Origin of the sequence: Bartonella ancashensis (assembly GCF_001281405.1) — a bacterium.
GTDB classification, from domain to species: Bacteria; Pseudomonadota; Alphaproteobacteria; order Rhizobiales; family Rhizobiaceae; genus Bartonella; species Bartonella ancashensis.
In genome coordinates this window covers 986,820-1,008,306 of record NZ_CP010401.1, presented here as the reverse complement: position 1 = coordinate 1,008,306, position 21,487 = coordinate 986,820, and the positions used below count along the sequence as shown (strand labels likewise).

The following is a 21,487-nucleotide window of genomic DNA, read 5'->3' as shown; positions in this document are numbered from 1 at the left end:
TTTTTTGAATTTGTTGCGAGCAAAAATAATTAAATATTAATAAATTATGATATTTGGGATTTTTTTGAATGTATAATGATAATTTTTATAACTCAAAATCATATAGAACTATCAATATACTTTTTGAAGAGTGCAAGCTTTTTTCTTATTGAGAGTACAATTATATTTTAAAATATGTAAGTGAGTTTTTATTCAACTATAAAGTGATAAGAGAGTATTTTGTTAAAATCGCTTGTCTTTTAGGATCATGTATTGTTTTAACCTATGATTATAGGTCGTTTTAACTTTTTTCTAATCAATGCACAATTAGCAATTGACCCTTGACTTTTTTTGTAACATACGTAGGTTGATCGAGGAACATAATCCAATCAAAAAAGTAAATTATTGATAGCACAGTGGTGTTGTTTTTAATGTAATAGGACCCTTATCATGGCCAAGGCAGCAACAATTAAGATTAAGCTTTTATCAACTGCGGATACCGGTTTTTTTTATGTGACAAAGAAAAATAGCCGTACAATGACAGATAAGATGAGTAAGCGTAAGTATGATCCTATTGCGAAGAAGCATGTTAATTTTAAAGAAGCTAAAATTAAGTAGTTGATTTGTTTTCTTGTTCCTAAGTGAAAAACTATGGATAAGATTAGAACGTTTTTGGGTACTTCCTTTCGATGAGCTAGTGTGTTCTGTATGTAACTTCTTTCCGTTTTGAGGTTCTTCTGTACATTGTTCTTGTGTGCGCTGTGCTTCTATATTGTGGAAATACTGCTAATCATTGTGTCTGTGGTTAGTCTAATAAGTGCTTCCGTTTTTGCCGTTGATATCTTTTTGGTATCATTACAACAGAAAATTGCACTCAACTCTTATATAGGGTCTTTATTTTTCGTTATTTTTGGCAATTTGTGTTGCATTTTTTTGTTATATAATTTTACGGTTATTAGCTAATTAAAGTAATGAATTTTCTTATTCCCAAAACATATTTAAAAAAGAAAGTTTTCACTTTAGGATTTTTTGTAACAATTTTTGTTTTTTCGAGTCCAGTACTCTGTAAAAATTTTGTTCAAATACAAAAAAAAATTTCTACTTCTAAAACCATTAGAGGTTATGCAAAAGTTATCGATGGCGATTCAATTGTAATATCTAATATTATGGTCCGACTTTCAGGAATCGATGCTCCCGAACTTGGCCAATTTTGCGGTATAAAAAATGAGAGATACCCTTGTGGTCTTAGAGCGAAGAAGAATTTAGAAAAGCTCATATCAAATAGAATGATTACATGTCATTGGAATAAAAGAGATAAATATCATCGTATTATTGCTACCTGTCGAACAAAAGACATCAATAACATAAATGCTGCGATGGTGCATAAAGGTTGGGCTGTAAGTTACTACGAATATCCTCGGGAAGAAAAAGAAGCCAGGGAGGAAAAAAGGGGAATATGGAGATCATATTTCCAACGGCCACAACAATGGCGAAAATCATCTTCATATAGAAAAATAAAGTAGAATATTAAAATTATATATAGTTTTCTGAAGGTATAACTCTCCGTATATATGTCCTCACCAACAAATTCTTGTTTGCCATCATAGACATAATTTTCTGATTATGACTACGGTGAATCTAATTCAATATAAAGAGATATATAATTTTAAAATATTCAAGCCACGGCTGGATAAGATTTCCCCTTACCATTGATGGGTAATTATGCACAAAAATGGCACATTTCAGAATTAAAATATAGGGCTATCATAGACCACTTACTACCATTAAAGAAATTTATGCAGGTCAATCAAAGAACATGATGTCGCCATTTTACCTTACCCACTATAGCAAAAAGTACTCTTGGACTGCAATGCTACTTCGTGATTACTATAGTCCCATTGTGTATCTTCGTCTTTTAATCCGTTAATTTTTGTAAGTTTTAATACTTGGAAGAGAAATATGGACCGCCTTGATCGAAAAATCCTTTGTTTATTACAAGAAGATGCTACATTCTCCGTAGCTGATATTGCTAAAAAAGTTGGGCTTTCCACAACTCCTTGTTGGAGAAGAATTCAGAAACTTGAAGAAGATGGCGTAATCCAGCGCCGTGTTGCTATCCTTTCTCCTCAAAAAGTGAATGTACATGTTACCGTTTTTGTTTCCATCCGCGTCAATTCGCATAGTCACGAGTGGTTTAAGCGCTTTTCAAAAATTATTCATGAATTTCGCGAAGTCATTGAATTTTATAGAATGAACGGAGATATAGACTATTTACTACGTGTTGTAGTTCCTAACATTGAATCTTATGATATTTTTTATAAAAAGCTAACTACGCAGATTGATATCTACGACGTATCTTCTTCTTTTGCTATGGAACAAATTAAATACACCACAGAACTTCCTCTTGATTATATAATATTAGAAAAGGAAAACAGATGAAGAATATTTCTTCATGTTTTGTAGAGATTTTTCGTTTTTTAGATACCATTTTTCTCTTCTAGCAGTGTTGTTTGCGCATGAACTAAAACGCTTGCCTTAACCACACCAGCTGCTATAGCTGCACCTGCCCCTTCACCAAGATCTATTTCTAAATCTAAAAGTGGTCTTTTCTCAATTTTTTCTAAAAGCTTGCTATGTGCTGTTCCCTTAGAGATATGACTGATAATAGTATGATCAAGAGCCATTGGATATATCTTATAGAGAATCGCTGCTGCCGCAGTTGCTACAAAACCATCTAGAATAACAGGAATCCTTTCCATTCTTGCAGCCAAAATAGCCCCAACCATAGCAGCAATTTCACGTCCCCCTAAGTAGCGCATAATATCAAAAGGATCATTGAAAAAATCCTTATGTAAAGAAATTGCTTGTTTTACTACCTTTATTTTATTTTGATAAAAATCACTCATAGAACTTGTATCAGATTCTACCCATTCTTCAGCTTCTCCACCAAACAAAGCAAAACATAGAGCTGAGGCAATAGTCGTATTTCCAATACCCATTTCGCCTATACACAAAAGATCTGTTCCTCCTGCAATTGCTTCCATCCCAAATGCCATTGTTGCAGCTGCAGTACGTTCATCCATTGCTGCTCCCTTAGTAATATCCATTGTTGGATATTCCAGTGCCAGATCAAATACTTTCAATCCAAGATCATAAGATGCACAAATTTGATTAATAACGCCCCCTCCTACTGAAAAATTATCAACTCTTTGCTGCGTTACAGATCTTGGTAATGGTGTGATATTTTGATCAGTAACACCATGATTTCCAGAAAAAATAGCCACAAACGGTTTGTTTATAACTGGTTTTTCTTCAGCTCTCCATCCAGCGTACCAAATTGCAATCTCTTCTAATTTTCCTAGTTTTCCCCGTGACTTTTTCAATTTTATTTGCCGCTTTTTTGCTAAAGTTACAAAAAATTCGTCAATGGTAGGTAAAGTTGTTAGCAATGCATGAAAATCATCGAAAGGAGCAGCCAATATGAAAATACCTTCTTACACCGTATAATTAAAACTCTTTTGTACGAACATGTTATGAACAATTCATTTTGTATTTCGAATATATTGTAACAATAGATATCCCCACTACTCAGCAGCAATCATTTGAATTGAACTCCTGTCTTACTAAAATTATTATTTGACAAATTCGATTAACACAGTTCATACACAAACTATCTCATAACTATTTACTAGCCAGTAGCATAACAACATGCAGAGTTATAGATTCTGCAAAAGAAATTTACTCTACAACAAAAAAACGTTATCTGGCTCATTAATAAACTACGATAAGCACTACATGCTATTTTATTGAAAAGGTAATGTAAACCACTACGAAAGCGTTCTAAACAAGAGAAGCAAAAGCCTCTTTGATAATATGTGCCTTTGCATCTTCTTTTGTTGCAGCATCTGATAAAATTCTCCGCCATTTGCGTGCACCTTTTCGACCATGAAACAGATGTACCATGTGGCGTGTTACATGAAAAAGACTTCCACCCACTGCAAGATGTCGATCAGTATACTCATACATTGCATTGATAAGATCACAATCTCTAAAAACACTCCGTGACTCACCATATATTTCAGAATCAATGAGACACAATAAGGATGGGTTATAATAAACCTGCCGTCCAACCATAGCCGCATCACAAAATTTTAGGTGTTCTTTTATTTCATTAATTGATTTAATTCCTCCATTTATTCCAATGAATTTATTGTTATATTTATTTTTTAAATTATATACCCGTTCGTAATGAAGTGGTGGAATATTTCGATTTTCTTTGGGGCTTAAACCTTTTAACCATGCCTTGCGTGCATGAACCCAAAGCGCGTTGCAACCGGCATTCCACAATTGATCAGCTAAAAGATTTAAAGCTGCTTCTTCATCCTGTTCATCCACACCTATACGACATTTGACAGTAACAGGTAGACTTATAGCTTTTTTCATTGCATCTACGGCACGCGCTACAATATCAGGATTCAGCATTAAGCAAGCTCCAAACGTACCAGCCTGAACACGATTTGATGGACATCCTACATTTAAATTAATCTCATCATAACCAAAACTCTCGGCAATTTGTGCAGCCTGTGCTAATTTCTGAGGATCATGTCCTCCTATTTGCAGTGAAATTGGATGTTCTTGACTGCTAAAAGCTAAAATTTGCTGACGATTTCCATGTATGATAGCATCTGCAACAATCATTTCAGTATAAAGAAGCGCCTTTTTCGTTAAAAGACGATAAAGAAATCTGCAATGCCGATCTGTCCAATCCAACATTGGAGCCACTGCAAACTTAACCAGTGGCGAAGTATCATAAAGCGCCATAATTAACCTATATCTCTACCATCAATGCTCTTCTAGTACTCATGCGTGCCAATTTTTATTCACATAGCGCCAGCATATTTATTATACATATGATAAAAAATGTATCTCAGATATTATTTTTATCTGCAATTTCCTTAAAGAGTTTTTTATAAAAATGGCTACCATATAGTATTTTCATACTGCTGTAGTAGAATACACAAACGTAGCATCTCCACTTTAATATCACTACGATTTTTATATTCATAATATACTAATTTATCAAAATATTACCTAAATTTATTAAAATTTAACTTAAAGAATTAACTCGTTATATATGATATTTTTATTGTTCATTATACTTGTAAATTCGTCCTATTTTTTTGCGAGTCCCTCTTTAACCGCTAGTGCCAACTGTTTTAGTGTAAATGGTTTAGATAAAAATCCAAAAACAGCATCTTTGGGAAGATTTTTCGAGAAAGTATCCTTTGTATATCCAGAAACAAAAATAAATTTAATATGAGGATAATTTTTGCGTACCTCTTGAAATAAAGTCGGCCCATCCATTTCCGGCATAACGACGTCAGAAACTATAATATCAACAGTACCTTTATTATCTTCAAGCACAGAGAGTGCATCCTCTCCGCTTCTAGCCTCTAAGACCGTATACCCCCTCATCTGAAGTGCTTTCATTCCTCCCATTCGAACAGCATCTTCATCTTCAACCAATAACACAGTTGCTGAGCCTGTCAAATCTTGATTTTGACCTTTCTTATTCACTTCCTCAATATGCTTAACTTCATCTTCAGGATCAGCAATGTAACGAGGCAGAAAAATATGAAATGTCGCTCCCTGCCCCTCTTGGCTATCACAGTAAATATAACCACCTGTTTGCTTTATAATTCCATAGACCATCGATAAACCAAGGCCTGTTCCTTTTCCAACTTCTTTTGTTGTAAAAAATGGCTCAAACATCTTCTCTTGAACAGAAGAAGGTATACCAGATCCCGTATCTGAAATGCTTAACTGAACATATTCACCAGCTGAAAAGTCTACGTAATTGAGCTCAACACTACGCTCCTTTGTAATATTATTAGTTGTAATTGTCACTACACCTGTATCAGATATAGCATCGCGTGCATTAATAACTAAATTCATAATGATACGTTGAAAAGATGCCTGATCAACTTTGACACTCCATAAATCTCTTCCATGAATAATTTTTAATTGAATATTATTACCCAGAAGAGGTAAAATTAGACTGCGGATGTCTGACAGAAATTCTGTAAAGTCAATCTTTTCAGGAAGAAGCGTTTGTTTTCTAGAAAACGCCAATAATTGCTGAACAAGTGCAGCAGCACGATCAGCATTATTTTTTATGTTAATGAGATCAGCGTACGCTGGATCAAAACTACGATGTGTATTTAGAAGAAGATCACATGACATTAAGATTGCTGTTAAAACGTTATTAAAGTCATGAGCAATGCCCCCGGCTAATTGTCCAACAGCTTGCATCTTTTGGTTTTGTGCTATTTCAGCTTCAAATGTGTTTTGCTCTGTTATTTCAACAACCGATACAACAGCAAAATTTTGTGCTGTGCCAGCATGATCCTGAACCACTGGCATCACATGAAAGCGCAAATGATGTTCTCCATCATTTTTAGATACTGTATCAATTGGATCTGAAACATTTTGATATGTTGCAATTTTTTGGAATGCATACCTCAATCGTGCATGATCACGACTGGGTATAACATCATAAAGGCTAATCAAATCGCTGGTACACCGCATTAACAACGAAAAAGCATTATTTACACAAATAAAGTTCCCTCTATGATCAACTACCGCTATTGCAAAGGGACTTTTATCAAGATAACTCACCAGTCTATTTGATATTGCTGATGGCAAATTTTTTGCATCTTCTTGTGTTCGTTTTGGCACCATAATAATATGATGAACATCGTCATCTTCTGGAAGAGAAGAAACAGACATAAAACAGCTTAGAAGTTTCTCTCTACTCGTATCAGGGGCCAAACGCAGTGTAAATTCATAGGGTTGAGAAAAATCTAAACGCTGATGTTCTCTACTTTGTGCACGAAGATCACTCCACGTTTTATTAATTCCAGCATCGTGAAATAATTGATCAAAACAATGTTTTCCAGCCCCAAAAGAAGCTAAATTAATTGAAAACCACTCAGCAAAGATTTGATTCAGATAAAGGATAGTCCCTTGCGTATTAACAGATAAAAATCCTACTGGAATCTTATCTAACTGACAAATAGCTTCTTGAAAATTTGGAAGAACAGATTCACAATTTCCTTGTACATGCATAATATCAGTAATACGCCAAAACAGAAATTTTTGTTTACACTGCACAATTGGATGAACAGAAACACTATACCAAGCTGGATTTTCCTGTATAGAATGACCAAAAATTGAGCAATCCACTCTTAATTTTTCTTCAAATAAAAAATTGTTGGATATTGCTAGCTTCAGGCGATACACGAACGCACCAGCACCCGGTAAAGCAGCTATAATGGCATAACAGGAAATTCCTTTCTTGTAGGTAAAAATTCTTTGATAATTGTGATTAGAGTAATAAACAAAGCCCGACAAATCAGAAACAATTATTATATCATTCACTTCATTAAAAATGCTAAAATCTAGGTTATGATACCATTGAATGCCTTTATATCTCAGGATGCCAAGTCCTATCAGAAGAAGCATTGTAAAAATTATAACAGCTAAAATTAAGAAAAATATTAATGCAACTTTATCAAAATAATCCTGTAAGTAAAAAATGTTCAAAAATCCCATGATAAATAGGAAAATTGTAACAAAGAAGAGCCAAAAAATCAGGATCCACCGCCACCAATGCATAGGGTTAGATAATAACTTCATAATATCATTAAAACTGTTATTCATCTCTATCTGCCCTGATCACAGCCGAACATATCATCACCTTTGCAGTGTAAACATGATTTTTTCCTACTACATCAAATGCATTCATGCTACCTTATTTGCGATGAAGAACTTAATCTTGAATAAGCTATCTTATCAGCTTGCTGTATGATTACGTTTTTAAAATTAAACTTATAAAAGACGTAACGATTTTCACTTGATAGGGGAAGTAAACACTGTGAATATCTTGTTATCAAACCAAATAGGGGGATTTACAGCGAGCGTGATCACAAGCCTTATATTTTTTATTGTAACAATTGCAGCAATAGTCGTAACCATGGCGCTTCTACGATTTGTAAATAAAAGAGGACTCAACATAAACGGAAAAAAAATCCACAACGACTGGCAATACTTGATACAATCGCTGTCGACCGTGTGCGCCGCCTTATTTTAGTCCGTCGTGACGATGTAGAACATCTTATTCTTATCGGTGGAACAACAGACATTGTCGTGGAATCTGATACTAAAAAAACAAAAATCCCACACAAAGAACGTCATATGCCATAGAAATGCACTATTGACAGTTTTTCGTTGATTTTAATCTCTAATTTATAGGAGCACTACCTCACTCTTTGGAAAGATCAGGTAAATGAAAGGCAACACCCATCCCTTTCTAAACTATCTGTCTATTCCAGGAATTTATTACTAATAAGCAGGGGAAGACACTCCCTCCCTTACAGCAGATTACAGATAAAATTTCTGTCATTCTAAAACAATTATTATTTTTAATCAGCTACTTGCCTCACTATCTTAATCATCACGATAAACCTTTTCTCGTTTTTCATGACGTTCCTGAGCTTCCAATGATAAAACAGCAATCGGCCTAGCCTCAAGACGTTTCAAGGCAATAGGTTCTCCAGTTTCTTCACAAAACCCGTAGGTACCATTTTTAATACGCTCTAAGGCTGCATCTATCTTTGCAATAAGCTTCCTTTGACGATTACGAGCACGTAACTCAACTGCTCGATCAGTTTCAAAAGCTGCCCGATCAGTTAAATCAGGTTGATTAACAGTTTCTTTTTGTAAGCTTTCTAAAGTCTCACGAGATTCCTTTAATATATCGGTTTTCCAAGAAATTAACTTTGCACGAAAATATTCTTGCTGCCGTTTATTCATAAAAGGCTCATCTTCACTAGGGTGATACCGAGCTTTCATCACTTTACTCATGCCATAACCTCCATATATGGTATGTGCGGGCCTCTACAATATTGTGCAGTTTACAACAACACAAGCGTAAATTTACCTAATTCTCCCTACTATCTCCTCATACAGCACATATTAATAAGATAACCTATCAAATATGAAAATTAAGAGAATAATACGAGGGATGCTAAGTGCAAAAAATGACTTTCTTATGCAAAAAATGAAAAAATTTAAAATTAAAGAGATTAAAGATGAATTTTAATCCATTAAAAACTTAAGCCTTCAAAATGCTAAGATTCTTACCAAAAAGCATTACTAAATTTGTGGTATAAATTTATACATATTGCTCAAATAGAGTCCCATAGAGGTATAGATCAAAATCGTATTATCCCTAAAGTCAGTATTTATATAACCGCATTTTAATAAATACAGCTGCAGGATATTACTATACCCTACAATGCTGGCTTTTCACCACTTTTATAAAAACATGAGTGCACTAAAGAAAAGATTACAAAAAAAATCTGATTCTTTTATATACAAAAATCTACAATGGTAGACTGTGATAACTACGATTTAAATATATCAGAGAATCTTCATTTTTGCTATGGTTTGTAGCCACAACCTCACCTACCAAAATATAATGCGTTGCATATTCATGCCAACAAATTAACTTGCAATCCAGTGATGCCAAAGCGTCCAAAAGAATCGGTGCACCTGTTTTTAAAATCCTCCATTTAGCTAAATTAAAACGTTCCTGCTGCGTAAGACCAGAACACCCAGAAAAAATATCTGCTAATAATTGATGCTTTCCTGCTAAACTGTTGACACAAAAATTACCGTTTTTTACAAATAACTTATTACCAGCATTGTGGCGCATAAGACAAACCAAAAGCGTTGGAGGGTCATCTGATAAGGAACAACAAGCTGAAATTGTCACTCCGCGCTTTCCACCAATACCATTAGTCGTGATAATATGGACAGCCCCTGCAAAATAACTCATAGTATCCCTATACTCCTGTGAAGAAACAGGGGGTGTTTTTTGAAATTCATGAGTAGAATCTATTGCACAATCTGACATATTTCACTTACATAGTTTTAAAATTTACGTGATATTTTAATGAAAAACTCAACCATCTACATTGTATCATACATAAGCAATAAGCAGTTGTACATTACATCATGTAACATTATGTAAGAAAAGAGCCAACTAAGGAGATCTTAATGTCCCGCTCTCATTTCATTGCACCTTCACTCTTAGCGGCAGATTTTTCAAAACTTGGTCAGGAAGTATCTGATGTTATAGATGCTGGAGCTGACTGGATTCATCTGGACGTTATGGATGGACATTTCGTTCCCAATATTACTTTTGGTCCAGATGTTATTAAAGCCCTACGCCCACTAAGCAAAGCAATTTTCGATGTCCATTTAATGATAGCACCTGTTGATCCTCACATTGAATCATTTGCAAAAGCTGGTGCAGATATTATAACCATTCATGCAGAAGCAGCCCCCCATATGCACCGTTCATTACAAAAAATTAAAGAAATGGGAAAAAAAGCAGGAGTTTCAATCAATCCAAGTACACCAGAACATGTACTGAACTACGTACTTGACCAAGTTGATCTCATTCTTGTTATGACAGTCAATCCTGGCTTTGGTGGACAAAATTTTATTCCGGAAATGGTAGATAAAATTAAGCGTGTCAGGGCTATGATTGCACATCGACCCATTAACCTTGAAGTAGATGGTGGCGTTACAGTTGGTACAATTGGTATTACTGCAAAAGCCGGTGCAAATGTGTTTGTTGCAGGATCTTCTATTTATAAAAATGGCAATAAAGACCTTTATAAAACACGTATTAATGCATTACGCAAGGCTACAACCTCTTCAATTTAAAAGGAAATATTATGATTACCCGTTATTCTCGTCCTACAATGGTAGCAATTTGGTCTCCAGAGACTAAATACCGTATTTTATTTGAGATAGAAGCGCATGCTTGTGATGCACTTGCGCAACTCGGTCTCATTCCACAAAAGACTGCTCAGACTATCTGGGAAAAGGGGAACGCTGCTATATTTGATATCGATCGTATTAATGAAATTGAAGCAATTACTAAGCATGATGTTATAGCATTTTTAACGCATTTAGCTGAATTTGTTGGACCAGAAGCCCGTTTTATTCACCAAGGTATGACATCATCAGATATCTTGGATACGGCTCTCAATATTCAGCTTATGCGTGCAAGCAACATTTTACTAGAAGATATAGATCAACTTCTCACAGCATTAAAAAAGCGTGCTTTTGAACATAAAGAAACAATTACAATTGGACGCAGTCACGGTATCCATGCTGAACCAACAACATTTGGAATTAAATTTGCTTTGGCATATGCCGAATTTTCACGTTGCCGGAAGCGCCTTCTCGATGCACGGGAGGAAATTTCTACTTGTGCTATATCAGGAGCTGTTGGCACTTTTGCTAATATTGATCCACGTATTGAAGAACATGTAGCAAAAGCACTAGGAATGCGTGTTGAACCCATCTCTACCCAAGTTATTCCACGTGACCGTCATGCCATGTTTTTTGCAACACTTGCTGTAATTGCTTCATCTATTGAGAGATTGGCTATAGAAATACGCCATTTACAACGAACAGAAGTTCTTGAAGCAGAAGAATATTTTTCACCTGGACAAAAGGGATCTTCTTCCATGCCTCATAAACGTAATCCAATATTGACAGAAAATTTGACTGGATTGGCACGTATGGTGCGTGCATTTTCAGTTCCTGCTATGGAAAATGTTGCACTTTGGCATGAACGTGACATTTCTCACTCATCTGTTGAGCGTTATATAGGCCCTGATGCAACCATTACACTTGATTTTGCCCTCGCTCGGTTGACATCAGTGATTGAAAACTTAATCGTCTATCCAGAAAATATGAAAAAAAATCTAAATAAGTTTCGCGGCCTCATCCATTCACAACGTGTGCTTTTGGCACTAACACAAGCAGGTATAAGTCGCGAAGATTCTTATCGGATTGTACAACGGAACGCCATGAAAGTCTGGGAACAAGGAAAAGATTTTTTGGAAGAGCTTCTAAAAGACGAAGAAATTACACAGGCCTTGACTGAAACAGAACTTCGTCAAAAATTTGATCTTTCCTACCATACCAAACATATTGACACAATTTTTGACCGTGTCTTTGAATCATGATAAAAGTCGTGTATGGTAGCATCTGCTTTAGATACATATTTTGTGTTATCTTTTTATGCTTTTTTTAAAAAAAATTAGTAAACAAGAATAAATGAAAGTAAACCAACTCGATATTCTTATCATTCCAGGTTACAAAGGTTCTGATTTTGACCATTGGCAAACACGCTGGGAAAAAAAATTATCAACAGCTCGTCGTATTCAACAACATCACTGGTCTAAACCTATTTGTGAAGAATGGGTGCAGGAAGTTAAAAAGGCTATTGCAACCGCTCATAAGCCGGTTGTTATTATTGCTCACTCGTTGGGAGTTCCAACAGCCATCTGTGCTATTGCCCATGATGCAAAAAAAATTTGTGGCGCTTTTTTTGTTGCTCCACCAGATGTAACTAATGAAAAAATACGTCCTAAGCATTTGATGACATTTGGGCCATACCAGAGGAACAAACTCCCTTTTCCTTCAACTGTCGTGGCTAGTCGAAACGATGATTTTTGCCAATTTTCAGTTGCAAAAGAGCTTGCAAGTGACTGGGGATCATTATTTATTGATGCAGGTTTCTCTGGTCATATCAACACAGAATCCGGACATGGCCCTTGGCCTGAAGGGCTTATAGCTTTTTCTCGTCTCTTATCAAAGATTTGATATAAAGTATGAATGATTTTTTGCAATCGTTCTATTATAATATGGGTTATACACTAGTTAGTCTTTATTTATTCTCCTTGAAATAACAAAAATGGTCATAGGTGCTATACAGTCATTGAGAATTGTTATTAATTAAGATACTATTCCTTCCATCAGTGATATTAGAATCTCTTACACGAATAGAAAGTTATGATGAATCGTCGCAACCGCATCTATGAAGGCAAAGCTAAAATTTTATACGAAGGTCCTGAGCCGAATACTTATATTCAATTCTTCAAGGATGATACAACCGCATTTAACGCAAAGAAACATGCAGTCATTGATGGCAAAGGGGTTTTAAATAACCGTATTTCAGAATATATCTTTACAAACCTTGCTCGTTTAGGGATCCCAACCCATTTTATTAAACGTATCAATATGCGTGAGCAGCTTATCAGGGCTGTTGAAATTATTCCTTTAGAGGTTGTCGTAAGAAATGTCGCAGCGGGTTCTCTTTCTAAACGTTTAGGATTGGAGGAAGGGACAATTCTCTCTCAATCCATTATCGAGCTTTATTATAAAAACGACACCCTTAATGATCCAATGGTAACAGAGGAGCATGTCACAGCTTTTAGATGGGCTTCTCCGCAAGAATTAGAGGATATTATGCAGCTTTCAGTTCGTATTAATGATTTCCTCTCTGGTCTTTTTACTGGTGTTGGTATCCAGTTAATAGATTTTAAAATGGAATTTGGCCGTTTATGGGAAAATGATACAATGCGTATTATTCTAGCTGATGAAATTTCACCTGATTCTGCCCGTTTATGGGATGTGAAAACACAAGAAAAGATGGATAAGGATCGTTTTCGCCAAGATATGGGAGGATTAATCGATGCTTATCAGGATGTTGCAAGACGCCTTGGAATTATGAATGAAAATGACAATCCTCGACCGAGTGGTCCAGTTTTAGTGAAATAAAAAATAAAGCAGAGTCACATATTTTTCGACAATTGCTAACAATAGGAAACACAAAGTGGAAGCGCGTATCATAGTTACTTTAAAAAATGGCGTCCTCGACCCTCAGGGAAAAGCAATCGCTAATGCTCTGAATAGTCTAGATTTTAAAAGTATCCAATCTGTTCGCCAAGGAAAAGTTTTTGACATTGTTCTTGATGATATGCCTTCTGAAACTGCGCAGCAAACACTTGAAGAGGTGTGTAAAAAATTACTCACAAATACTGTCGTTGAGAACTATACTATAAAACTTCTTTAAGTGGATTTATCAATGAAAACTGCGATTATTCAATTACCTGGATTGAATCGTGATAAAGATATGATCGTAGCCCTACGTCATATAACAGGTGTTGAACCATTAAAGGTATGGCAAACAGAGGTAACAATCCCAGATGTTGACATGATTGTTATTCCTGGAGGATTTTCTTATGGCGACTATTTAAGGTGTGGTGCAATTGCTGCACGCATGCCAGTTTTAAAAGCTCTCCATGAAAAAGCACAAAGAGGCGTTACGATTATAGGGGTCTGTAATGGTTTTCAAATTTTACTAGAATCTGGATTGCTACCTGGTGCTTTAATGCGTAACGCTTCCTTAAAATTTGTTTGTCGTGAAGTAAAACTTAAAATTACTAATGCAGATACAAGATTTTCCCAGGGATATTCTGAAGGGCAAATTATTCGTTGCCCTGTAGCACATCATGACGGTAACTATTTTGCAGACGAGGATATATTTAAAAAAATGGAAGACAATGGACAAATTGTTTTTCGCTATGCAGAAGATACAAATCCTAACGGATCAATTGGTGATGTTGCTGGAATTATAAATGAATCTGGAAATATTCTTGGTATGATGCCCCACCCCGAAAATATGATTGAACCTGCGCATGGTGGCATCGATGGTCGCTTGCTTTTTCAAAGCGCCTTAGGACTTCTAGGTTAGTGATTATAAAAGATTGTATCTTAATTGATAACGAACATACAAACTAGATTTTAACTTATAAAGCTCTTAAAGCTCTTTGAAAGCTTGACAACTCGAAAGTAAAATCGGTTACTTAGGGAATAATAACACAAATCCTATTTTTATTAATTTAACGGGATAAAGCACTCATGAACGTTCGTAATAATATTGCTATTACACCAGAACTCATTGCACAACATGGCCTAAAAAATGATGAATATGAGCGTATCTTAAAATTAATTGGAAGAGAACCAACTTTTACTGAACTGGGTGTTTTTTCTGCAATGTGGAACGAGCATTGTTCTTATAAATCGTCTAAAAAATGGCTTAAAACTTTACCAACACAAGGAGAACATGTCATCCAGGGTCCTGGAGAAAACGCTGGTATTGTCGATATTGGCGATGGTCTTTGTGTCGTTTTTAAAATGGAAAGCCACAATCATCCCTCTTATATTGAACCTTATCAAGGTGCAGCAACAGGTGTCGGTGGTATTCTGCGAGATGTTTTTACAATGGGCGCGCGCCCTGTGGCTATTATGAATGCATTGCGCTTTGGCTCACCAAAACATTCTCGAACACGTCACCTTGTCTCAGGTGTTGTTTCTGGAATCGGTGGTTACGGTAATGCTTTTGGCGTTCCAACCGTTGGAGGAGAAGTGAACTTCGATGAGCGTTATAACGGCAATATTCTTGTTAATACTTTTGCCGCTGGGATTACAAAAACAGATTCTATTTTTTACTCAAAAGCTCAAGGGGTAGGACTGCCTGTTGTTTATCTTGGTGCCAAAACGGGGCGTGATGGTGTCGGAGGAGCAACAATGGCTTCCGCTGCGTTTAATGATGCTATAAATGAAAAGCGTCCAGCTGTTCAAGTTGGTGATCCTTTTACAGAAAAATGTTTACTTGAAGCATGCCTAGAACTCATGGAATCGGGAGCTGTTATTTCTATTCAAGACATGGGAGCCGCAGGGTTAACATCCTCTTCAGTCGAGATGGGAGCAAAAGGAAACTTAGGTATAACTCTTGATCTTGATAAAGTTCCTGTTTGCGAAGAAAATATGACAGCTTACGAAATGATGCTTTCTGAAAGTCAAGAGCGCATGCTCATGATATTAAAACCAGAGAAGGAGGAAAAGGCTGCAGCTATTTTTTATAAATGGGGCCTTGATTTTTCCATCATTGGAAAAACAACAGATGATTTGCGTTTTCGTGTGTACCATCAAAAACAAGAAGTTGTTAATCTACCAATTAAAGAACTTGGTGATGAAGCCCCTGTTTACAACCGTCCTTGGACAGCCCCTATCCTGAAAGAACCCCTCAGAATAGAAAATGTCAAACAAGTTGAAAATTTAGGAAATGCACTCTTAACATTACTTAATTCTGCAAACCAAAGTTCACGGCGGTGGGTTTATGAACAGTATGATAGTTTTATACAAGGAAACACTCTTGTTCATCCTGGAGGTGACGCAGGAGTTGTCCGTGTAGATAATAATAAAAAACGTGCTTTGGCTTTTTCTTCTGATGTAACTCCCCGTTATTGTGAAGCTGATCCTTATGAAGGAGGAAAACAAGCTGTTGCAGAATGTTGGCGCAATATTAGTGCCACAGGAGCAAAACCACTAGCTGCAACAGATAATCTTAATTTTGGTAATCCTGAAAAACCCGAAATTATGGGACAACTTGTCCTTGCTATTCAAGGTATAGGAGAGGCTTGTAAAGAACTTGACTTTCCAATCGTTTCAGGAAACGTTTCTCTATACAATGAAACAAACGGTAACGCTATCCCTCCTACACCGACAATAGCTGGCGTTGGCATATTGGATGATTGGTCACAAACGGCAACAATAGATGGTATGCAAAATGGAGACGTCATTATTTTAGTTGGTCCTTGTGGATCACATTTAGGACAATCAGTTTATGCACGCGACATTCTAAACATCACAGAAGGTACACCGCCTCACGTAGATCTACAACTTGAAAAAACAAATGGTAAATTTGTTCGAGAAGTCATTCACCATGGCTATACCAATGCCGTTCATGACATTTCTGATGGGGGATTAGCAATTGCCCTTGCTGAAATGGTTATTAAGGCCAAAAAAGGAATGAAAATAGAGTTAAGCAAAAAGCTACCTCAGCATGCTGAACTCTTTGGAGAAGATCAAGGCCGTTATATTCTCGCAGTTAAACCGAAAGAACTTCACAATCTTGAAAAATATGCACAAATCAATGGCATTGCCTTAACAAAGCTTGGTACAGTTGGAGGTTCTGAGCTTGATGTAAAAGATATATTCATACTTTCAATATCCAAGCTCACACAAGCTTATGAAAATTGGTTTCCAGAGTTTATGAATGAAGGATAAGTGGTTATTGATTCCCATTCGTTTAGAATTGTTCATTGTAACAACAAATATAGGAGAGTAATAATGGCGATGAGTGCTACCGAAATCGAAAATCTTATTTGTGAAGCTATTCCAGATGCGAAAGTAACAATTCGTGATCTTGCCGGAGATGGTGAACATTATGCTGCAGAAATTATTTCAGAAAGTTTTCAAGGCAAAAGCCGCGTTCAACAGCACCAAATGGTCTATAATGCCCTTAGAGGAAATATGGGTAACGCACTTCACGCTTTAGCGATTCAAACGAGTGTTCCTCAATAATTTAAAATTTTTTCTTGCATTCACTGCACCAATACGATTTAAGAGTGCATCTAGTGTGAATATAAATTTTAATTCCTAATATCAAGAATAACGAAATGACAACTTCCTACGATTTTATTAATAATGAAATAAAGATGAATGACATCGTTTTATTCATGAAGGGATTGCCAGATTTTCCGCAATGCGGATTTTCCGGACAAGTTGTTCAAATTTTAAATTATCTCGGATTGAATTATAAAGGGATCAATGTTCTAGATTCTGATGAGTTGCGTCAAGAAATTAAGAATTATTCCAATTGGCCAACGATTCCACAGCTTTACATCAAAGGGGAATTTATTGGTGGCTGTGATATTATCAAAGAAATGTTTCAAAGTGGTGAGTTGCAAAAACTACTAAGTGAAAATGGTATCCCCTTTAATATGTCTTAATGTCTCTGATTTTATTCAGCTCTTTAAAAAGCGTTGTTCAGTCGAGATTTTTTTGAGGATGAGCACGCATGTCATATCTTATCGAAGAACAAAAACATATAGATCTAATTAAGAGAGCGATTGGATACAAAGAGTTTATTGTTATCATTGCAGCATTGATGGCCATAAACTCCATAGCTATCGACATTATGTTGCCAGCTACCAAAGACATTTTAACCGACTTTCATGTTGCAAATGAGAATGACCAACATTATATCATTTCTTGTTACCTTATAAGCTTCGGAATTACACAGATATTTTTTGGGCCAATAAGCGATCGCTACGGTCGACGTAGCCTCGTCCTCATAGGGCTTGCACTGTACTCTTTTGCATCTATTGCATGCGCACTTACATCAAATTTTCATGTATTACTGCTTTTACGCCTTTTACAGGGTGTGGGAGGAGCCGTCATGCGCGTCCTCACAACTGCTATGGTACGTGATCTGTATGATGGTAAAAAAATGGCAAAAGTTATGTCCATGGTTATGATGATTTTTCTTATCGTTGCGATGCTCGGACCAACAGTAGGGCAGATTATTTTGTTTTTTGGAAACTGGAAACTTATCTTCATGATTATGGGAATCACAAGCCTTGGACTTATGATTTGGGTTTATCTGCGCTTACCTGAAACCTTGTACGCACAAACATCCCTCTCCTTTTCTTCTGTAAAAAAAACCTCTGGTCTGTTATCAGTGACCGAAACGCGCTTTGTTACACCCTTGCAACTTCTATTGTTATGGGTTGCATTTTTTGCCTCTATTAATACGTCTCAACAGGTATACGATGGAATTTATAATCTAGGCGTCTGGTTTCCAGTCGCTTTTGCAACTGCTACTATATTTCAGGTTATAGCAGCTTTTTTCAATTCCCGTCTTGTTATGACTCTTGGAATTCGCTTTATTGCTCATAGCATGCTTCTATTATTTTCTTCGGTTTCATGTGTTTGGTTCGTTTCATCATTATTGACAGACGGAGTTGTTCCCTTTTATTATTATATGATGCTTTATAGCTTTATTATGTTTACGTGCGGAGGAATTATAGCAAATTTTAACACTCTTGCACTCGAATCTCTTGGAAAAATTGCTGGGACAGCATCTTCTGTTTCTGGCTGTCTTCAAACATCTATTGCTACAGTTCTCGGTTTTCTCGTTGCACAACAATTTGATGACACAACAATCCCCAATTCAGCAGGATTCTTTTTTCTAAGTTTTATTGCGATTCTTCTTATTTTGTGGGCTGAACGTGGATGCTTATTTATGCAAAATGCTTCTCAAAAATGAAGATTTCTTACCCTTTCTTATTTAAGAGGTAAACTTAAATAGCTTATCCTTCTCTATACTAATGATCTAAACGAGTATTCTTTATTAATCACTAGCCAGTAAATTTTCCAGACTTAGGGAAGCCTTTTGGAAGCAAACGCCCTGCCCCAGCACGGACACCCATCCACTCTATAAGCTCGTCAGCTCGACGATTAAAAGTGCGCTCAGCTGTGTCTTGCCAGCTTAATCCTTCCGACAAATTAAATGTTTTGGCATCAATAACACCACCATCTTTAAAACGTTGCAGACGAACACCTTTACCACGATTCATTTCAGGTATTTGTTCAACAGAAAAAATGAGCATTTTACGATTTTCGCCAATTACTGCAACATGATCTCCTTTTACAGGGACACAAAGCCTCACCTGACCTGGAGATTTTACCTGCATAATTTGCTTCCCCTTTTTGGTATTCGCTATAATCCCTCTCTCGGAAACAATAAAACCATCTCCATAAGACGAAACTAAAAGTAATTTTCTCCGTGGATCATGTACAAAAGCTGTCAAAATATCATGCTCATCCCCCATATCAACTAAGATACGAACCGGCTCACCATGTCCTCGCCCTTTTGGTAAGGTATTTGCACTAACAGTAAAAAACTTTCCACCAGTACTCACTATTATAATCTTGTCTGTTGTGCAGGCTGGAAACGCTAATTTCAAGCAATCTCCCTCTTTAAAAGAAAGAATTTTATAATCATGTAAATGCCCTCTTAAAGCGCGTACCCATCCTTTCTCAGAAATAACTATGGTAATGGGTTCTTTCTCGATCATTGCTTGATGAATATCATCAATATCACGCTTTGGTGCTTCTCCAAACTTTGTACGTCTTCTTCCTAAAAGAGTGTTGCCGCTGAATTTTTCGCGAACCTTCATAATTTCTTCTGAAACCATTTTCCACTGCTGTGCATCAGAGGCCAACAAAGTCTGTAAATTAGCTTCTTCAGCTTTAAGAGCTTCAAATTCTTTACGAATCTCAAATTCTTCAAGTTTACGTAAAGAACGCAACCTCATATTTAAGATAGCTTCAGCTTGATTTTCTGTCAGCTTAAGATATGCAATAAGCTTTCTTTTAGGTTCATCTTCTTCTCTAATAATCTGAATCACTTGATCAAGATTTAAATATGCAACAAGATATCCATGAAGAATTTCTAATCGGCATTCAATTTGACTAAGTCTGTAATTTGAGCGACGAATAAGAACTTCTTTACGATGTTCAAGCCACTGCTGTAAAGTCTCACGTAAAGAAAGGACATTAGGAATCTTTCCTGAAGTTAAAACATTCAGATTAAGAGGAAATCTAACTTCAAAATCAGTTAATTTAAAAAGTGATTCCATCAAAAGTTCGGGATCAATTGTACGATTTTTAGGTATGAGAACTATACGAATATCCTCTGCTGATTCATCGTGAATCTCTTCAAGCATAGGCAAACGTCTTGCAATTAATAGCTCTGCTGTTTTTTCGATAAGGCGAGATTTTTGTACTTGATATGGAATTTCAGTAACAACCACTACATAAGAACCACGGTTACCTACTTCCTGATGCCAACGTGAACGTAATCGAAAGAATCCACGCCCTGTACGGTAAGATTCTTCAATATTTTCAGGTGGCTCAATCAAAACACCACCGGTTGGAAAATCAGGCCCCAATACAAACCTATTTAGATCCTTATGGTTGGCATCAGGATAAGAAATTAAATGCAGCGCCGCATCACATAATTCAGCAACATTATGTGGAGGAATAGATGTCGCCATACCAACGGCAATACCCGAAGAACCATTAGCCAAAAGATTTGGAAAAGCTCCAGGTAAAACGGTAGGTTCTTCATCTTCTTCATTGTAGGTTAAACGGAAATCTGTAGCATTTTCATTGATTCCTTCGAGCAATAGCTCTGTAACCTCAGTCATACGCGCTTCTGTATAACGCATAGCTGCAGCATTATCCCCATCAATATTACCAAAATTTCCTTGTCCATCAATCAATGGATAACGAACTGCAAAATCTTGAGCTAAACGAACTAATGCATCATAAATAGAGGAATCGCCATGAGGATGAAATTTTCCCATAACATCCCCCACAATCCGAGCACATTTAGCATAAGATTGTCCAGGATATAACTTTAATAAGCGCATTGCATAAATAATACGTCGATGAACAGGCTTTAATCCATCACGTACATCAGGCAATGCGCGATGTGTAATCGTAGAAAGAGCATAAGAAAGGTAACGCTCTTGTAAAGCAGAATGTAGCTCTATTGACTCAATACGTTCCTTATCAGAAAATTCTTTTATTTCATTGGCCATTGCAGCAAGAAAATACCTTTCATATTTAAATTGTACCTAACCTCACATACAAAAAATGA

The 21,487-nt window shown here is 36.3% G+C and carries 20 protein-coding genes; 14 read left to right on the top strand and 6 right to left on the bottom strand.

Features of this window, described 5'->3' with window-relative positions:
- Positions 1-429 precede the first annotated feature (429 nt).
- The 3 genes from rpmG to PU02_RS04445 all read left to right on the top strand — a co-directional run bounded on the left by rpmG (position 430) and on the right by PU02_RS04445 (position 2,418).
- Entirely contained in the window at positions 430-597 is a 168-nt protein-coding gene (gene rpmG, locus PU02_RS04455; RefSeq protein WP_053944256.1) for a 50S ribosomal protein L33, read from the top strand.
- Positions 598-950: 353 nt separating this feature from the next.
- On the top strand, positions 951-1,502 hold the full coding sequence (locus PU02_RS04450; protein WP_053944255.1) for a thermonuclease family protein: 552 nt from the start codon (positions 951-953) through the stop codon (positions 1,500-1,502).
- Between the two features lie 436 nt (positions 1,503-1,938).
- The gene (locus tag PU02_RS04445) at positions 1,939-2,418 is read left to right on the top strand and encodes an Lrp/AsnC family transcriptional regulator (protein ID WP_053944254.1); all 480 of its coding nucleotides are present in this window, start codon (positions 1,939-1,941) and stop codon (positions 2,416-2,418) included.
- A gap of 38 nt (positions 2,419-2,456) precedes the next feature.
- On the opposite strand, the gene PU02_RS04440 is transcribed toward PU02_RS04445, so the two are convergent.
- From PU02_RS04440 to PU02_RS04430, 3 genes are all read right to left on the bottom strand, one after another.
- The gene (locus PU02_RS04440) at positions 2,457-3,461 is read right to left on the bottom strand and encodes a nicotinate-nucleotide--dimethylbenzimidazole phosphoribosyltransferase (RefSeq protein ID WP_053944253.1); all 1,005 of its coding nucleotides are present in this window, start codon (positions 3,459-3,461) and stop codon (positions 2,457-2,459) included.
- 358 nt (positions 3,462-3,819) lie between these two features.
- The gene (gene dusA, locus PU02_RS04435; RefSeq protein WP_053944252.1) at positions 3,820-4,800 is read right to left on the bottom strand and encodes a tRNA dihydrouridine(20/20a) synthase DusA; all 981 of its coding nucleotides are present in this window, start codon (positions 4,798-4,800) and stop codon (positions 3,820-3,822) included.
- 351 nt (positions 4,801-5,151) lie between these two features.
- The gene (locus tag PU02_RS04430; protein ID WP_053944251.1) at positions 5,152-7,701 is read right to left on the bottom strand and encodes an ATP-binding protein; all 2,550 of its coding nucleotides are present in this window, start codon (positions 7,699-7,701) and stop codon (positions 5,152-5,154) included.
- 378 nt (positions 7,702-8,079) lie between these two features.
- Between PU02_RS04430 and PU02_RS06600 the strand changes: the two genes are divergently transcribed.
- Positions 8,080-8,244, top strand: a complete 165-nt coding sequence (locus PU02_RS06600; protein WP_082311411.1) for a flagellar biosynthetic protein FliO — start codon at positions 8,080-8,082, stop codon at positions 8,242-8,244.
- Between the two features lie 243 nt (positions 8,245-8,487).
- On the opposite strand, the gene dksA is transcribed toward PU02_RS06600, so the two are convergent.
- Positions 8,488-8,904, bottom strand: a complete 417-nt coding sequence (dksA, locus tag PU02_RS04425) for an RNA polymerase-binding protein DksA (RefSeq protein ID WP_053944250.1) — start codon at positions 8,902-8,904, stop codon at positions 8,488-8,490.
- A 520-nt stretch (positions 8,905-9,424) separates the two neighbouring features.
- Positions 9,425-9,880 carry a flavin reductase gene (locus tag PU02_RS04420; RefSeq protein ID WP_082311428.1) on the bottom strand — a complete coding sequence of 152 codons (456 nt, stop codon included), beginning with the start codon at positions 9,878-9,880 and terminating at the stop codon, positions 9,425-9,427.
- 221 nt (positions 9,881-10,101) lie between these two features.
- Between PU02_RS04420 and rpe the strand changes: the two genes are divergently transcribed.
- The 10 genes from rpe (at position 10,102) to PU02_RS04370 (ending at position 19,087) form a co-directional block, all read left to right on the top strand.
- Positions 10,102-10,776, top strand: coding sequence for a ribulose-phosphate 3-epimerase (gene rpe, locus PU02_RS04415; RefSeq protein ID WP_053944248.1), 675 nt, complete (start codon positions 10,102-10,104; stop codon positions 10,774-10,776).
- 11 nt (positions 10,777-10,787) lie between these two features.
- On the top strand, positions 10,788-12,092 hold the full coding sequence (gene purB, locus PU02_RS04410) for an adenylosuccinate lyase (protein WP_053944247.1): 1,305 nt from the start codon (positions 10,788-10,790) through the stop codon (positions 12,090-12,092).
- Between the two features lie 91 nt (positions 12,093-12,183).
- Complete coding sequence (locus PU02_RS04405) at positions 12,184-12,732, top strand: RBBP9/YdeN family alpha/beta hydrolase (RefSeq protein WP_053944246.1); 549 nt, start codon at positions 12,184-12,186, stop codon at positions 12,730-12,732.
- Between the two features lie 192 nt (positions 12,733-12,924).
- On the top strand, positions 12,925-13,689 hold the full coding sequence (gene purC / locus PU02_RS04400) for a phosphoribosylaminoimidazolesuccinocarboxamide synthase (RefSeq protein ID WP_053944245.1): 765 nt from the start codon (positions 12,925-12,927) through the stop codon (positions 13,687-13,689).
- Positions 13,690-13,744: 55 nt separating this feature from the next.
- On the top strand, positions 13,745-13,984 hold the full coding sequence (gene purS, locus PU02_RS04395) for a phosphoribosylformylglycinamidine synthase subunit PurS (protein ID WP_053944244.1): 240 nt from the start codon (positions 13,745-13,747) through the stop codon (positions 13,982-13,984).
- Positions 13,985-13,996: 12 nt separating this feature from the next.
- Entirely contained in the window at positions 13,997-14,665 is a 669-nt protein-coding gene (gene purQ, locus PU02_RS04390; RefSeq protein ID WP_053944666.1) for a phosphoribosylformylglycinamidine synthase subunit PurQ, read from the top strand.
- 167 nt (positions 14,666-14,832) lie between these two features.
- Positions 14,833-17,043 carry a phosphoribosylformylglycinamidine synthase subunit PurL gene (purL, locus tag PU02_RS04385; RefSeq protein ID WP_053944243.1) on the top strand — a complete coding sequence of 737 codons (2,211 nt, stop codon included), beginning with the start codon at positions 14,833-14,835 and terminating at the stop codon, positions 17,041-17,043.
- A 63-nt stretch (positions 17,044-17,106) separates the two neighbouring features.
- Complete coding sequence (locus tag PU02_RS04380) at positions 17,107-17,340, top strand: BolA/IbaG family iron-sulfur metabolism protein (RefSeq protein ID WP_053944242.1); 234 nt, start codon at positions 17,107-17,109, stop codon at positions 17,338-17,340.
- A gap of 95 nt (positions 17,341-17,435) precedes the next feature.
- Positions 17,436-17,768 (top strand): Grx4 family monothiol glutaredoxin, encoded by a 333-nt coding sequence (gene grxD, locus PU02_RS04375; RefSeq protein ID WP_053944241.1) that lies wholly within the window; start codon positions 17,436-17,438, stop codon positions 17,766-17,768.
- 68 nt (positions 17,769-17,836) lie between these two features.
- Positions 17,837-19,087 (top strand): multidrug effflux MFS transporter, encoded by a 1,251-nt coding sequence (locus tag PU02_RS04370; protein WP_082311410.1) that lies wholly within the window; start codon positions 17,837-17,839, stop codon positions 19,085-19,087.
- Positions 19,088-19,178: 91 nt separating this feature from the next.
- Here PU02_RS04370 and parC read toward each other — a convergent pair whose 3' ends face one another.
- Entirely contained in the window at positions 19,179-21,428 is a 2,250-nt protein-coding gene (gene parC / locus PU02_RS04365; RefSeq protein WP_053944240.1) for a DNA topoisomerase IV subunit A, read from the bottom strand.
- Positions 21,429-21,487: the final 59 nt, after the last annotated feature.